General features: G+C 52.0%; 13 protein-coding genes. 11 read left to right on the forward strand and 2 right to left on the reverse strand.

The genetic code is table 11. From position 1 onward, the window contains the following. Nucleotides 1-175: 175 nt before the first annotated feature. From ACOKCT_RS04215 to ACOKCT_RS04260, 10 genes are read left to right on the forward strand one after another with little or no spacing between them, the layout of a single operon-like run. The gene (locus ACOKCT_RS04215; RefSeq protein ID WP_103177916.1) at nucleotides 176-1,591 is read left to right on the forward strand and encodes an undecaprenyl-phosphate glucose phosphotransferase; all 1,416 of its coding nucleotides are present in this window, start codon (nucleotides 176-178) and stop codon (nucleotides 1,589-1,591) included. Next, complete coding sequence (locus tag ACOKCT_RS04220; RefSeq protein WP_263951595.1) at nucleotides 1,581-2,867, forward strand: outer membrane beta-barrel protein; 1,287 nt, start codon at nucleotides 1,581-1,583, stop codon at nucleotides 2,865-2,867. Before ACOKCT_RS04215 ends, ACOKCT_RS04220 begins: the two co-directional genes overlap by 11 nt. 1 nt (nucleotide 2,868) lies before the next feature. Then, on the forward strand, nucleotides 2,869-3,426 hold the full coding sequence (locus ACOKCT_RS04225; protein ID WP_103825453.1) for a polysaccharide biosynthesis/export family protein: 558 nt from the start codon (nucleotides 2,869-2,871) through the stop codon (nucleotides 3,424-3,426). Nucleotides 3,427-3,428: 2 nt separating this feature from the next. Then, entirely contained in the window at nucleotides 3,429-5,555 is a 2,127-nt protein-coding gene (locus tag ACOKCT_RS04230; RefSeq protein WP_159340245.1) for a GumC family protein, read from the forward strand. Further along, nucleotides 5,552-6,763 (forward strand): lipopolysaccharide biosynthesis protein, encoded by a 1,212-nt coding sequence (locus ACOKCT_RS04235; RefSeq protein WP_103177920.1) that lies wholly within the window; start codon nucleotides 5,552-5,554, stop codon nucleotides 6,761-6,763. Before ACOKCT_RS04230 ends, ACOKCT_RS04235 begins: the two co-directional genes overlap by 4 nt. Further along, entirely contained in the window at nucleotides 6,760-8,136 is a 1,377-nt protein-coding gene (locus ACOKCT_RS04240; RefSeq protein WP_420193191.1) for a capsular biosynthesis protein, read from the forward strand. The genes ACOKCT_RS04235 and ACOKCT_RS04240 overlap by 4 nt, the downstream gene beginning before the upstream one ends. After that, nucleotides 8,133-9,131 (forward strand): glycosyltransferase, encoded by a 999-nt coding sequence (locus ACOKCT_RS04245; protein WP_103177922.1) that lies wholly within the window; start codon nucleotides 8,133-8,135, stop codon nucleotides 9,129-9,131. The genes ACOKCT_RS04240 and ACOKCT_RS04245 overlap by 4 nt, the downstream gene beginning before the upstream one ends. Further along, nucleotides 9,131-10,342, forward strand: coding sequence for a glycosyltransferase family 4 protein (locus ACOKCT_RS04250; protein ID WP_214421520.1), 1,212 nt, complete (start codon nucleotides 9,131-9,133; stop codon nucleotides 10,340-10,342). Before ACOKCT_RS04245 ends, ACOKCT_RS04250 begins: the two co-directional genes overlap by 1 nt. Nucleotide 10,343: 1 nt before the next feature. Further along, nucleotides 10,344-11,456, forward strand: coding sequence for a glycosyltransferase family 4 protein (locus ACOKCT_RS04255; RefSeq protein ID WP_103177924.1), 1,113 nt, complete (start codon nucleotides 10,344-10,346; stop codon nucleotides 11,454-11,456). Between the two features lie 2 nt (nucleotides 11,457-11,458). Continuing rightward, a complete protein-coding gene (locus tag ACOKCT_RS04260) occupies nucleotides 11,459-11,866 on the forward strand; it encodes a hypothetical protein (protein WP_103177925.1) in 408 nt (135 codons plus the stop codon). A gap of 40 nt (nucleotides 11,867-11,906) precedes the next feature. On the opposite strand, the gene galE is transcribed toward ACOKCT_RS04260, so the two are convergent. Then, nucleotides 11,907-12,923: a UDP-glucose 4-epimerase GalE gene (galE, locus tag ACOKCT_RS04265; protein ID WP_214421521.1), complete on the reverse strand. Its 1,017-nt coding sequence runs from the start codon at nucleotides 12,921-12,923 to the stop codon at nucleotides 11,907-11,909. Nucleotides 12,924-13,043: 120 nt separating this feature from the next. After that, complete coding sequence (locus tag ACOKCT_RS04270) at nucleotides 13,044-13,970, reverse strand: hypothetical protein (protein ID WP_103177927.1); 927 nt, start codon at nucleotides 13,968-13,970, stop codon at nucleotides 13,044-13,046. A gap of 230 nt (nucleotides 13,971-14,200) precedes the next feature. On the opposite strand from ACOKCT_RS04270, the gene ACOKCT_RS04275 reads away from it, so the two are divergent. After that, nucleotides 14,201-15,625, forward strand: a complete 1,425-nt coding sequence (locus ACOKCT_RS04275; RefSeq protein ID WP_420193192.1) for a DUF4832 domain-containing protein — start codon at nucleotides 14,201-14,203, stop codon at nucleotides 15,623-15,625. The last annotated feature ends 190 nt before the right edge of the window (nucleotides 15,626-15,815 follow it).

Consider the following 15,815-nt stretch of genomic DNA (forward strand, 5'->3'; position numbering starts at 1 on the left):
AGTGTATGCCGGGTTCAACACCAATGTAGTTGTGAATGCAGACAGACCCTGAGATGCTGAATCTTTTCGGTAACGTATCCTTGCGCGAAACAGCATTTTATTATTTTTATTACGCTTACTAGTGCAATTAGCACAAAAAAATAATACCGATGCTTAATTATAAGTAGGTCAGGACATGCTGAGAAATTCGCAGAAGATCATCCATGGAGGTTACTCAGTATTCATTAAATTAATTGATTTCTTCTCAATTAATTTAATTTTGATGCTGAGTGGTTGGTGGTTGAAAATGGAGTCTTTCGACACTGTGATTTTGATCAGCTTGTTGTACTCCATCTCGTTTTTACTGTTTGGTGAGTACACAGAGTGTTATCTGTATCGGCCTAAAAACAACAAATTACGCAACCAGCGGCGTCTTCTTCTGACGGCGTTTCTGGCCATCCTGTTTATCGGCATGGTGCGCCTTTTAGTCGCGAAATTATATTCTTTAGGTTATCTGAGCTTTATTGATGTGCGCAATATCCCGGCAATGCCGCTCTGGTATGCCTCGCCGATCCCTTTTCTTTACGTGAGCCGGCTGATTATCTTTAAGCTCTCGACTAAAAAACGTATTAGAGTGGCGATTATCGGTATCACCGATAACGGCCTGGCGGCGGAAAAGGCCCTGCGGCTGGAATATGCGGACGTGCAGCTGGAGCTGGCCTTCTATGATGAACGTGGTCCGGAGCGGCTGGGTGAACTGGCGAAAAGAATTACCAGTCCTTATAACGGGCCGGTGATCAAGCTGGTAGAGGAGGCGAAGGCGGGCAGAGTGGATGAAATCTACATCGCCCTGCCGATGGTGGCGCTGCAGCGTATACGCCATTTTTTAGCCATGATGTCTGATACCACTGTCAATACCTACATCGTGCCAGACTTTTACGCTTACAGTACCAATACATCGCAGATACGCTCTATCCATAACTTACAAACGATCGGTATTTTCACTTCGCCGCTGGATGGCGGAGGTTCGTTTATTAAACGCGCAGAAGATCTGGTGCTGGGCAGCGCGATTATGGTAATGATTATCTCGTTAATGATCGTCATTGCCATCGGCATCAAGCTCACCTCGCGCGGCCCGGTTTTCTTTAAACAGGATCGTTATGGTCTGAGCGGGCAGAAGATCAAAGTCTGGAAGTTTCGGACCATGAAAGTCATGGAAAATACCGACACGGTGATACAGGCGACACGAGATGACCCCCGGGTCACGCGCTTTGGAGCATTCTTACGTCGGACGTCTCTGGATGAACTGCCGCAGTTCATCAATGTTATTCAAGGAAATATGTCGATTGTCGGCCCGCGGCCTCATGCTGTGGCGCACAACGAGCTTTACCGTAAGCAGGTCGAAAACTACATGATTCGCCATAAAGTAAAGCCTGGGATCACAGGTTTAGCGCAAATTAATGGCTATCGTGGCGAAATTGATGCGCTATATAAAATGGAAAAGCGAGTCCAGTACGACATTGAATATATTCAGAACTGGTCCTTTTGGTTAGATATAAAAATCATCATTAAAACCATTTTTAAGGGATTTGTCGGTAAGAATGCATACTAAAATAATTATTATCGCTGGGATGATAGCGTCTCCGGTCGCGTTAGCAGAATTAACGCCAAAATCACACATCGGCTGGGCGGGCATCGACTTTCAGAGCAACGCCGCTGTGGATTATGGGCATAACGATAACGTGACTTTCCAGCCTCACGACAGCGACGAAAAAGGCTCCGACTTCCAGGGGCTCAAGCCGGTCCTGAGCATGAACGGGGAGCGGGGCCAGGATAAGTACCTGCTGATGTACTCCGGAGATTATCGCCACTACTCGAGCGATTCTACGGATGATTATGACGATCACTTTTTTCGCTTTAAAGGCGACTGGCGTTTTGGGCTAATGCATGGCCTGACCCTGAATCTGGAAGATTCTCTTGGCCATGAGGAGCGCGGGCGCGGCGTGACGGAAGGCTTCCTGCCCGAACAGTTCCGGCAATTTGGCGTGAGGTCACCGTTAACCACCAATTTGTTCAACAGTGAGCTGCGCTATAGTTACGGTGCGCCAGATGGCCGTGGAAGGGCAGACCTGGCGTTGATGCATCGCAAGTGGACCTTCGGCAATACCGGCCAGGTTGAGAGCAAGGATGAGGATTTCGCACAGTATATCCGCGAACAGGAGTGGGACGAAAATACGCTGATTGCAGAAATTTTCGATCAATACACATCTAAGACGCGTTTTCGCTATAGTTTTATTACCAACCAGTTTCGCTATGGCCATGCGTCAGAAAAAGACAGTAATGAATACTATTTGCGTTATGGCATTCAGTCGCAGCTGACGGGCAAAACGAACGTTGATATGAACGTGTCGTGGCTTTATAAAACCTTTGAAAATAACCCTGGATCGAAGGATTTTAACGGGATTAACTGGGATATTCTGGGTGAATGGCGACCTCTCCAACAGTCACTTTTTACGTTAAGAACATCCCAAAGTATTAAAGACCCTTCCGAAGCGGGAGGATATAATTTAGTCACGGAGTACGGCGTTTCATACAAACATTTTTGGATGAATAACCGGTTAACGACGTTGCTTGATTACGCATACATTACAGAAGACTACAAACATCAGGACAAGGACCGTCACGATAAGAATGGCGTGTTTTCATTTATTGTAGGTTATGACCTCACACCATCGATTAATTTTGGTGTGGAATATCATCTAGATACGCTTAAGTCTAATAAAGATACCGATACCTTTACCATCGGCCCTAACGACGATCGCGTGGTGACTGAAACGTTGGGCTACGATCAATCTTTGATTATGCTTACAGCTAAGGTTCAGATTTAAAATGAAAATAATGAAACTGTGCGCGTTTTTACTTCTCAGTGTCCTTTTTGCTGGCTGCAAATCACCGCAGCCGACGTTAAAGGACAATAGTGTGGTCGATACAGCAAATTATTTACTGGGCTCAGGGGATATCGTCAACATTAACGTTGCCGGTCAACCTGACCTGACCATGAAAGTAGTACTTGATAATAGTGGGGCTATTAATTACCCCTATATTGGCAAGCTGGAATTAAAGGGCAAAACCGCAAGCCAGGTCGATGCAGAGATTACGCAACGCCTGCGTAATGGCTTTGTGCTTAATCCCATGGTGACCGTAAATATCGCCGAATTCCGTAAGTTCTATATCTCTGGTGAAGTTGAGAACCCCAATGGCTATTCCTATGAGCCGGGTATGACCGTGGAAAAAGCCATCGCGCTGGCGGGGGGTTATACCGACCGGGCAGACCGTACGGATCTCAGCATTCGTCAATCATCCTCCGGTGAGTTACTCGAAAATGTTGATGTTACCCACTCCGTTCTCCCGGGCGATCTCGTAATTATTGGCATAGGGTTCTTCTGACCATGAAACTATCAATAGTGGAAAATGGCAAAAAGCGAGAAAGCGCTATCGATATCGCCAGATTTGCCAGAGAAATTAAAAAGAACTCCTGGAAAATCGTTCTCTCCGGCGTGATTGCCGGGGCGATTGCCTGGCCATTAATGAGTTTGATGTCATCGAAGTATGTTTCCACTGCCACGGTACTGATTAAAGCTCAGCCGGACAATGTTTCACCTTTCCAGAAAGTGGAAGGCTATGACTCCACCCGTAACGGGTACTACGAAACGCAAAACGCGCTGATGCAATCGCGCGTGGTGCTTGAGCAAGCCATTCGCACGCTAAAACTCGATCAAAACCCGGCGTTTAACGGTGAGGGGTCTGGCAGTAGCGCAACGCCTGCAAATGAACAGCAGCGGGTTGATCATGCCCTGAAAACGCTGCAGAAGGATCTGACGATCAGCAACGTGCGTACGACCCATTTGTCTACCGTCTCCTATGAATCCACCTCGCCACAGCTGGCGGCGGATATCGCCAATGGCGTGGCGGAGTCGTTTATTAATTACACCCTTGCGCTCAAGCAGCAAAAAACAGCGAAGGCGAGAGAAGATAACCAGCAGAAGCTGCAGGAACTCCAGCAGCAAATGGTGCAGCAAAAGAGTGCGCTGGATAGCTATCTGGCAAAAGAGGGGCTGCTAACCTTCCGTGGCGTTGATGGCTTTGAAACGGAGCAGATGGGCATTATCACCAACCGCCTGGCAAACGCGACCGAGCGCCGGGTAGCGGCGGAGTCTGTTTATAACGAAATCCGCTCCGGTGGCTCGCGGGGGCAGGTCATTTCACTGCCATCTATCTCAAATCACGCCCAGATCCAGGATCTACGCATTGCCCTGATCCAGGCCAACAGCGAGCTTTCCCAACTGGAGAAATCCTACGGTCCCCAGCATGACAAAGTGATCCAGGCCCGGGCGCGTATCAGTGCCATTCAGGCGCAAACGGCGATGACGCTCAGGGAGCAGGAGGCAGGAATACGCCAGACCTACGAGGCGGCGCTGGCGGACGAAAAAAATTACCAGAAGCAGCTGGAAGAGCAGAAAGCGAACTTCCAGAAGCTCTCCCTGAAGCGTGACGGCTACAACGATCTCAAGCTGGCGCTGGATAAAACGGAAGAGATGTACAAGATGGCCTATCAGCGCACGCAGGAGCTGGCACTACCCGGCTCTTATTCCGATGCGGATGCGGAGATCTACGATCCTGCCGTGCCCGCAGCGCAGCCGGCTAAACCGAACAAGCCGCTGCTGATGCTGATGATTGTGCTGCTGGTGATGCTCTTCTACGTGATGTACATCATGGTGAAAACGGCCACGGACAAGTCGGTGAACAGCCTGAGCCAGATGCAAAAACGGCTGAATCTGATGCCGCTGGGTGAGATCCGCCGCTTCAAGGGGGTAGGAGGACGCAGCAAAATCCGCGATCTGATGATGAGCGATCCGCTGAACGCGGACGTTATTCACAGTATGCGCACTCAGATCATGCTCAGCAGCCATCCGCTGCAGGTGATTACCGTGACGTCGGCGGAGGGTGGAGAGGGACGGACGCTGCTGGCGAATCTGCTGGCGAGCTCCTTCAGCTTCGACCAGAAAACGCTGCTAATCGATATGGACTTCTTTAACAGCGACGGGCTGTCGGGCGAGCTGGGCTCACCGAAGGCGCCTGGCGTGGCAGAAGTACTGCGCGGCGACAACGCGACCGACAACGTGCTGGTGAAAATAAACGATAATCTCGATTTCCTGCCGCGCGGCAATACGCCGGTCTCGGCGCTGCTGCTGCTGTCGCCTGAACGGTTAAAACCGCTGATTGATTCGCTGCGTAGCCGCTACCAGCGCATCATTGTCGATGTCGCCGCAGTGAATCAGAGCCAGGAAGTGCAACTGGTTAACCAGGTAACGGACGGCCTGATCTTTGTCCTCAAAGCGGGTCTGAACACTGCCGACACCACTGGACCGGCGATTGAGAAAGCGACCCACCACCACAATGTGATTATCGGCGGCGTGCTGAACCAGGTCGTGGATAAAAATCTGGAGAGTAAAGAGGGACTGCGTTCACTTAACTACCATACGCATGAACTGATGAATAACACAGGCCGGGCATGAGTCTTCTCAAGAGCGCCTCCACGATCGCAGGGTCATCAGTTATTTCACAGCTGATTGGTGCCCTGTCGATCTGGCTCATTTCGCATAAGTACGATCTTGGCGAAGTGGGGCTCTACGCGCTCAACTACAGTATTGCCCTGATTGGGGCGCAGGTCTGCACCTTTGCCTCGCAGCTGTTGATCCCCAGACAACAGGATGACGAGCTGGCCCAGAATGTGGTGTTTTGTCTCCTGCAAAGCCTGACCATCGCCATTCCTTATGCGGTGCTGACGGGCTGGCTGTTTCACCAGAATATGCTCTTTCTTTACCTGCTCACGCTCTCGAATACCTGGGTGCTGGTCGCCGAGAACCTGTCGCTGCGTACGGCAAACTTTCGCTTTCTGGTGGTGCAACGCATCTCCGTCTCGGTGGTGGTGGTGGTCTCCGTGCTGCTCACCCACCAGGTGATGGCGTTTTACTGGATGTGGGCGATCCTGATGATGGCGCTGACCAGCGCCTGCATTCTGCGGGCGTTTGATATTCGCACCGTCACCCTGCATCACCTGTGGCCCTCCAGTAACCTGGCGTTCCTGAAAAAAAATATCCACCACATTACCAAAGTGGGCAGTGCCGAAGTGCTGGCGATGGCTAATAACAACCTGCCGATTATGCTCATCAACTTCTGGTTCTCGGCCTTAACGGCGGGCTATTTCTCGGTGGTGAGCCGCTTCTGTCTGGCCCCGGTGGTGATTGTCGGCAATGCGGTGCGGAACACCATTTTCTCGAAATGGTCGATAGATTTCAGAAACAACGTCTTCAACTACGAAGAGTACACGAAGGTCCGTCTGCTGCTGTTGGTGCTGGGGGTGATCTGCACGCTGGGGGTCTTCATCTTCTACCCGATTGTGATGAATCTGGGCTTCAGCGAGGAGTGGATCGCCTCCGTGCCGACCTCGCGCTATATGCTGCCCTACCTCTTCCCGGCGCTGGCGGTCTGTCCGCTGACGGTGATTGAACTGATTTTCGGCTCGCACCGCTACTTCCTGCGGATCCAGCTTGAACAACTGGCGATTGTGGTTATCGCGTTCCTCGTTGTGCCCTATTTTTACAATGACTATGCGACCTCCATCATCTTATTTTCGATTCTGACGTTCATTCGCTACGCCTTCATCTACCTGAAGGTGAATAAGCGCGCCGACATTCTGAAAAACGGGTCAGTGGCATCATGAATCTTAATACCGGACATTACTTACAAACCTTCACCCTGCTGACCCTCATCTTCATCGGGCTGGTGCAGTACTTCACCGGTGAGTTGGCGGTGCTGTGGCTCCCCTTCTTCATGACGATGCTGATGGCCGGTTTCCTCGTGCTGCAAACCCGCCATGAACCCGTGCGGCTGGATGCGCAGGAAGCGATTGTTCTGACGTTGTATCTCTCGTTTATCGTGCTGGCGGGGATTTCGACCCTGTTCCAGGGCGGGGCGCTGATTACCCTTATCGGGTTTAAGAATGAGATTGCGCTCTCGCTGGTGATGCTCTGCCTTCTGCTGGGCTTCTGCCGGGAATCGCAGATCTATCAGGTGACGCGCGGCCTGTACTGGATTTTTTATATCCAGTTCCCGGTTGCGCTCTACCAGCTCCTCTTTGTGGTGCCGCAGCGCGTGGCGTTACACGGCGAAGAGGAAAAATGGGACTCCGTGGTGGGGACGTTCGGTGGTGACCCGATGGGTGGCGGCAACACCGCGGCGATGGGGCTGTTCTGTCTGCTGATCATGCTGCTGAAGGTCTCGGAGTATAAGCATGGGCTGACCAGCTTTAAAAACATGGCGTTGCATATCGCGCTGGGGTTTGTGATGTGCATTATTGGTGAAGTGAAATTCGTGATCCTGCTGTCGCCGTTGCTGCTGGTCTGGGTGTGGCTTATGCCCTCCTGGGTCAAAGAGGCGAGTCGGGTGAATTTAGCCGTGCTGCTCTCCATTCTGGTGGCGATGGTGTTGTTAATCGGGCTGGCCATTGTCATTCTCGCCTACAGCTATACCGCCGCTTATGGCATCGATATGTCGGAGAACCCGTTCACGGTTTTCTTTGGTTCACTCAGCTATATTTTCGACCCGAATTTCATCTTGCCTGGCGGGGAGATCGGGCGTTTTACTACCCTGACGTTCTGGCTCCAGCATAACGACCTGTCGGGGTTGCCGGGCACGCTGTTCGGCTACGGGCTGAATGCCACCAACAGCGGTAGCTTCCTCTCGCCAGGTTTCCTGAATCAGGTCTATAACCTGATCCTCGACAGTACCGCCATGAGTATGCTGCTCTGGGAAGTGGGCGTGGTGGGCACGCTTATATTTATTGGGCTATTTGTTTATATACTGAAAGTGGTTCAGCCTGAACCTCTGTTATCCGTTGACCAAATTGATAAACAAGATCTCCAGCTTCTGAGCTTTGCACCGGCATTTAATGTTTTTGCCATCGCCTGTCTGCTTAGTCTGCCCTACAGTCAGATACTGATGATCGTGCCAATGCTGCAATTCTTATTCTATTTATCTTTAGGTTCCAGCTTGATTATCCGCCGGACCGTACGCCGTTATACGGGGCTCTATTGATGTACAAACCGTTTATTACCGTAAGTATTAAAACGTTTAACGAAGCCGAGTGTATTGAGAAAACCATCGACAGTATTCGCAGCCAGATCGTTGAGTATCCGCATAAAATTATCGTTGCCGACAGTCTTTCTACGGATAACACCCAGCAGCTGGCCAGCGATAAAGGGGTGATGGTGGTGTCGTTAACCGAACCGGCAGACCGCTGTTGCGGTGTCGGGCATCAGCTGGGCTACCTTCACAGCGAAGGGGAGTTCATTCTGCTGATGGATGGCGATATGGAGCTGGAGCCGGGCTTTATCGATCGGGCGGTGGCGTTTCTGCAGGAAAATCCTGGCTATGCTGGCGTGGCCGGCACGGTGGAGATGGACGACGCCTCAAACTATGAGTTTACCTCCCGCAAACAGCGCATCAATAAGATCTATCCGCTGGGCGACTGCGACCATTTAGGTGGTGGCGGCCTGTATCGCCTGTCGGCGATTGCCGACATCGGTTATCTGACCAACCGCAGCCTGCACGCCTATGAAGAGGCGGAGCTGGGCATTCGCCTGCTGACCGCGGGCTACAAACTGCATCGCCTGAACGTGCCCTATTTCCGCCATACCTCCTACACCATGCCGACCTTTAAAATGCTGCGCTATCGCTGGAAAAGCGGGTTTCATCAGGCGCCGGGAGAACTGCTGCGCAGCGCATGGGGCAAGCCCTGGTTTCGCGATGCGCTAATGCTGGTGAAAAACGAAGTGATTTTCGCAAGTTACATCTTTATCGTTCTGATTGTGTTCTTCACTTTCGACGTCAGCCTGATCGACATTGCGCTGCTGCCGTTGCTGGCCTTCATCCTGCTGAAAACCATTCGCAACCGCTCATTAAAAAACGGCCTCAACAGCGTGATTAATCTGGCGGTGCTCTCTGCCGGGCTGGTTAAAGGCCTTTTCCACCCCCTTCGCGATCCCAGGGTGCCACCGGGCAATAAAGTTATTCATGAGCAGGTAGAGTAATGAAAGTCTTACTGGTGAATAAGTTCTTCTTTATTAAAGGAGGAGCTGAAACGGTCTATTTTCAGGAACGTAACATGCTGAAAGAGGCCGGGGTGGAGGTAATTGATTTCTCAATGCAGCACGAGAAAAATTTTCCCTCTGACTATGCGGACTACTTCGTCACTAATGTGGATTACCACAAAGAGGGCGGCCTGCTGGCGGGGGCAAAAACCGCCATCAGCTTTATTCACAACCGGGAGGCGTGCAAAAAAATGGTGGCGCTGCTGCAACAGACGCGCCCGGAGATCGTCCATTTCCACAATATTTATCATCAGTTGACGCCTGCGCTGATTAAAGTCGCCCGGGATTTCGGCTGTAAGACGGTGCTAACCGCTCACGACTATAAAATTATGTGTCCCTCCTACTCTATGCTGCGTGACGGCAAGGTGTGTGATGCCTGCGTGACGGGCAGCGTGTTTAATGCGTTTCGCTATCGCTGCCAGGAGGGCTCGGCGGCGAAGAGTTTGCTGCTGTCCTTAGAAGCGACCTGGCAGTACTTCGCGCAAAATTATCAGGCGCTGGATGTGATTGTCTCCCCGAGCGAATTTCTGCGTAACGAGCTGAGGCGCTCGCTGCCGGACTCCCGTATCGATGTTATCGTGAACGGTATTGACGATAGTCAGCAGCCGGAAGAGGGCCCGGACGAAGGCTATCTGCTCTACGTTGGCCGCCTGAGCCGTGAAAAAGGGGTGCCGACGCTGACCCAGGCGCATCAGCTTATGCGGAATAAAATGCCGTTAAAGGTGGTCGGCCACGGGCCGCTGTATGACGACATGGTAAAAACCTTCCCCCATGCGGAGTTCCTCGGCTATGTGCAGCAAGGGCCGGAGCTGGATGCGCTGATTAAACATGCCCGGGCGGTGGTGCTGCCTTCTGAATGTTATGAGAACTGCTCCATGGCGGTACTGGAGGCGATGTCGTTCGCCCGCCCGGTGGTGGGGGCCCGAATTGGCGGCATCCCGGAGCAGATACGACACGGTATTGAAGGATTGCTGTTTGAACCTGGCAACGCTCAGGATCTGGCCGATGCGCTGGACGAGATCGCGGAAAACCCGCAGCAGGCCCGGGAGATGGGGCAGAAAGGCCGCGAAAGACTTTGCCAGAAATACTCACTGCGTAAGCACATGGAGACGTTGCAGGCGCTCTACCGCGAGCTGCTCGACGGGCGATAACATGGCAAAAAAAATCACGGTGTTGGGTACCCGCGGCATCCCGGATGTCTTAGGCGGCGTCGAAACCCATTGTCAGAATCTCTACCCGGCTATCCGCCAGCAGTATGAGGTGGAGATTTGCGTCATTGCCCGGTCACCCTACGTACCCTACCGGCGCTCACGCTACAAAAACGTGGAGACCCTGGCGCTGTGGGCGCCCAAAAAACGCAGTTTTGAGGCCATTGTGCACTCTGTTATTGCTGCGTTGAGGACATTCGTCGATCGATCCGATATTGTTCATGTTCACGCCATCGGGCCGGGTCTCGTGGTGCCGCTGTTACGCCTGCTGGGTAAACGCGTGGTCTTTACCCATCACGGGCCGGATTACGATCGCCAGAAGTGGGGCAAGATGGCGAAAAAAATCCTGATGCTCGGCGAGAAAGTGGCGGTGAAGTATGCCCACGAAGTGATTGTGATCTCCGAGGTGATCAACCAGCTGATCCAGCAGAAATACCACCGTTATGATGCACATCTGATCTATAACGGGGTTAACGTGCCGGGCCCGCTGGATAAAGAGACGATCGATAAGATCCTCGGGCGCTACGAGCTGCAGCCCGAGCGCTATATCGTGATGGTCGGGCGCTTTGTGGAAGAGAAGGGGATGCATGATGCCATCGCCGCATACCAACAGTCAGGCCTGACGCTGCCGCTGGTGCTGGTGGGAGATGCGGATCATCCCTCGGAATACAGTTTGCGTTTGAAACAGCTCGCGTTTGACACGCCTGGCGTGGTGATGACGGGGTTTTTAAAGGGCGAGGCGTTGCAGGTTGTCTTCTCTCAGGCGTCGCTCTTTGTGATGCCATCGTACCATGAGGGTTTACCCATTGCGCTACTTGAGGCGATGTCCTATTCCCTGCCAGTGGTGGTGAGCGATATCCTGCCGAACCTTGAGGTCGGTTTGCCGGATGAGACCAGTTTTAAGCTGGGAAACGTTGCTGATTTAGCAGCAAAAATGGCAAGCCAGGCGCATTTGCCCCGCGTTGATTACGGCGATTTTCTGAAGCGTTACAACTGGGATGAAATCGCCAGGAAAACCGTCTCCATTTACCACAAATTAGACAAATCAATAGGTTAAAATTGACCAGTAAGCCCAGAAACCCGATCGTTATCGATCGTTTTTACGAAGTGCTTGATAAGAACGTGACCGCTCAGCTGACGCCTGAGCAAAAAGAGGAGATCGAGAGCGCGATCGTCTCGATCACCCTGGCGTCGCGGCACCGGATCGATATCCGTAAAAGTTTCCCTTTCTTCGGCAAACGCCTCTATATGGTGTTTTTACTGGGGCGGGATCTCCGCACGCGGTCGCGCCCGGAGTCAAAGCTGTCGCGTATCGTGGTCACTTTTCTCATTCTGTTTGCCACGCTGTTCCTGCTGTGTTGCGTGCTGCTGACGCTCTATATGATCAAATCAGCCCTGGGGATAGACCTGTTCCAGCACTTTCACGTCGGGATCTGGGACTGGTGGCTCAACCTGAAATATCAGTAATTAACAGGAGCCATATGGCCCCTGTTTACCCTGCCGGTAGTCAGGCGTTATAGCCGTCGGGGTTGTTCTTCTGCCAGTTCCAGGCGTCGCGCATCATCTCATCTAAATTGCGCGTCGCCTGCCATCCGAGAAGCTGGCGCGCCAGCGATGAATCTGACCAGCACTCTGCCACATCGCCGGATCGCCTGCCAACGATGCGGTAATTGATTCTGGTCTGCGCCGCTTTTTCGAATGCTTTGATCAGGTCAATCACCGAATAACCGACGCCGGTACCGAGGTTGATGACCTTGAAAGCGTCCCCTTCGTCTTTATGATCCAACGCCGCCAGGTGGCCGTGGGCCAGGTCCATCACATGAATATAATCACGGATGCCCGTTCCATCAGGCGTGGGATAGTCATCGCCAAAGACGGTCAGACACGCCAGCTTGCCGATAGCGACCTGAGAAATATAGGGTACAAGATTATTGGGGATCCCGTTTGGATCTTCTCCCAGGCGTCCGGAAGGATGCGCCCCCACCGGATTAAAATAGCGCAGGCAAGTGATCCTGAATTGCGGTTGCGCCGCCGCGAAATCTCGCAAAATCTGCTCCACCATCAGCTTGGAAGTGCCGTATGGATTAGTTGTACCGCCGGTAGGGGACTTTTCGCTTAAGGGAACGGTATCGGGATTGCCATAAACCGTGGCCGAGGAGCTGAAAATAAGGCTGGCGACACCCGCCTGCTGCATTTCCTGTAGAAGCACCATCGTCCCGGCCACATTATTTTCATAATAGGCGAGAGGATGTGCAATAGATTCAGATACCGATTTAAGGCCAGCGAAGTGAATGACGTCGGTGATGCTGTGTTGAGTGAAAAGGCTTTTTAAAGAGTCGCGATCCAGAATGTCAGCAATACAGACTATTGGCCGTTTGCCCGTTAATTCTGCGACCCGGATTAATGACTCCTGCGAGGCATTTGAAAGGTTATCAATGACAACGACCTCTTCTCCCCGCTCGAGTAATGCCAGTACCGTATGTGAACCAATATAGCCTGCACCGCCCGTAACCAGAATCGCCATATTAACGCCCTCAAAAAGCCAGCAGTGGCCCGCGCACTGACGTGGCGGAGCAGGGGAGCTCTTTTACAGTGTTTATCCTGTCACTCTGGTTAGATTAGTTCTGAATACCGCTATTGTCACTTAGCTAAAAAGACGCTTGCGGTGATTCACCATCACTTTATAGGCCAGCTTTTTAAGGGTGGAAAGTAGGCTGAAAGTCAGGTGTTTTGTATCGTAGACAATATAGTTATCGGTAAAGTTTAACGTGTGGATACCGTCACTGTTATTAATCGACGGGCTTATTTTACCGACCAACTTTTCTTCATATTTATGCGGCGTCAGATTGGTCAATTCCTTGATGAATATGGATTTTCCATAAAACCCAGCACTGCACTCCTGGGTAAAGAGGTAGGTTTTATCGTTGATCGAGTAGGGCTTTCCGGCGCCTCTGGCATGCATATTACAGATATCCAGGTCAGGAGAAATTTGCTGCCAGTCACCGAGAATAGCGTCTGAGGTGTGGATCACCAGCTCATTGTCCATGGTGGTGGAGGCCATGAAATTCACGCCATTCAGCTCAAAGATTACGTTATCCGTCACGGCCATATCGGAAACCAGGACTTTCACCTTTTCCCAGCGCGCGGGAAAATCAACCGACTGGAACAAAATGACCTCTTTCCGCTCTGCCGATTCCGGGATCATAAACAGTTTGCCGTCGAGTTCGAACAGGAAGGGAAAGGAGAGATGACATTTTAAGTCGTCAAACCCCTCGAGCTTAACGTCTTCTATCTCCTCCAGGTCTTTATTAAGGACACGGCAGCGCAGTACCCCCTTTGAGGTGAGGAAGGAGAAAGCTTCATAAAAAACATACAGCCGTTCACCTTTATCGATAATAAAAGGATCGGCCTGGAAAATATATTTTTTATCAAGCTGCCGTGCTTTTGCATTACAGAGAATATCCAGCGTGTTTTCCGGGAAAACATGCTGGCCGTGGCTGTTGATGACCATAATGTCCCAAGACTCATGGAAGAACAGCTTCTTGATTATTCTGTTATTTTTATTGAACATTTTACCATGGTACTCATGAGTAAATATGAATAAACTCAGAAATAAGCGGTGTCTTTAGTCCCAGAAGTATGAAAGGTGAATCATAACACTCGCTCTTCCCGCGCAGTAACATATCAACATTAGCCCAGCGTTTACGCATGGAAATAGTAATATTGGGTGAGTCCGGGAATATATCGTGTGAAATAAAATCTTCTCTGTTGGATGTAACACTCTGGGGAAAGGAGTATTTAATGTGCATTTACAAACTGCCACGCCATAAAAATCGGTTGTTACTTCTGGTCGCCGGAGCACTGCTATTCCTTTCAGATGGCGCCTGGGCGGAGAGCGCAGACAGGTTACAAACGGTGAATCCGGCCGCCCTTAGCGGTCCTCTGGCAAACCCGGGAAACGGTGTTGCCCGTTTTCACGATCAGGACTTAAGCATTGCCGACTATCCGGCGACGGGTCTTGAGTATCGACGCTACTACTGGCGCGAAGTGGAACCGCGAGAAGGAGAGTACAATTTTGCGCTGGTGGATGAGGGGTTTGCTGCTGCGGCCGCGCATCAGCCGGCCATGAATGTCGGTCTGCGGTTTATGATCCTCGATGGGCCGGAGTCTGGCTCAGAGATCCCCCAGTGGCTTATCGATAAAGGGATCAAAGGCACCTGGACGCCGGATCACAAAACCTTTGCCCCCGATCTGGACGACCCCACCTATATGGCTTATGCCCGGCGCCTGCTGCAGGCATTTGGCGCGCGCTATAACAATAACCCGGAACTGGCGTTCATTGATATCGGGATGGTCGGCGCATGGGGAGAGTGGCACAACAGCAATTTCCCGAACCTGCCGCCGTTACAGGAGCGCTATCCGCCCGCGCTGCTCAACCAATACGTTGATATGCATTTCAGCGCCTTTCCTGACACACCCAAAATCATGTTGATTAACGGCTATGATTCCGTGGCCTATGCGGCAAAAAAAGGGGCTGGCTGGCGGGCGGACTGCTGGGGAGACTGGCGTAACTTCAGCCCCACATGGAGCCACATGGCCAAAGATTACCCGGAACGTATCGCGGCGACGCAGTCAGCCTGGCCGGGGTTCAACGAGGCATGGAAAAAAGCGCCGGTCAGTCTGGAGATTTGCGGTCATATGGCGGAATGGCTGACCGAGCAGAAGTATACGCGCGAAGAGGTACAGGCCACCTTTGACTGGGCGCTGGCGCAGCATGCCAGCACCCTGAACATTAAATCTACCGAAATACCGAAGGTCTATCGCGATATCGTCGACAAGGCGCTGGCCAAAATAGGCTATCGCTTCCGGGTGGTATCGCTGACCCATCCGGCGAGCGTGCATGCAGGAGAGGCCCTGTCGCTCAATAGCCAATGGTCAAATGAGGGTGTGGCGCCCGTTTATCTGCGTTATACGCTGGCCTGGCGGCTGCAGGACAATCAGGGGAGCACGGTTGCCCAGGGCAGCGCCGGGGATGATATCCGTCAGTGGCTGCCGGGCAGGCACAGTTCGGCTTATCAGCTGGCTACCCCGCGTAACCTTGCGGCAGGACGCTATCAGTTGGATGTGGCATTGGTGGATAAACACAACAAAGCGCGTATTCAGCTGGCTAACGAGGGGAAACGCAATGATGGCTGGTACCGGCTGTCGACGGTGATGATTGAGTGAGGGGCGGTTTGGGTTAGCCAGAACACAGGAAAGCAAAAACCCGCCTTTTGGGCGGTTTCTTTAAAGAGTGGTGCCCGGACCCGGACTAACGCCGGAGGCGTTGAACAGCGCGCTTGTCGCGCTGGCCCCGAAGGGGTGAGCCGCTTGCGGCGAATAATCGAACGTAGTTCGATGAAGAGTCCAGCTCTCA

The sequence above is a fragment of the Leclercia sp. M-A074-M genome, from assembly GCF_965195605.1.
In the GTDB taxonomy this organism is placed as follows: domain Bacteria; phylum Pseudomonadota; class Gammaproteobacteria; order Enterobacterales; family Enterobacteriaceae; genus Enterobacter.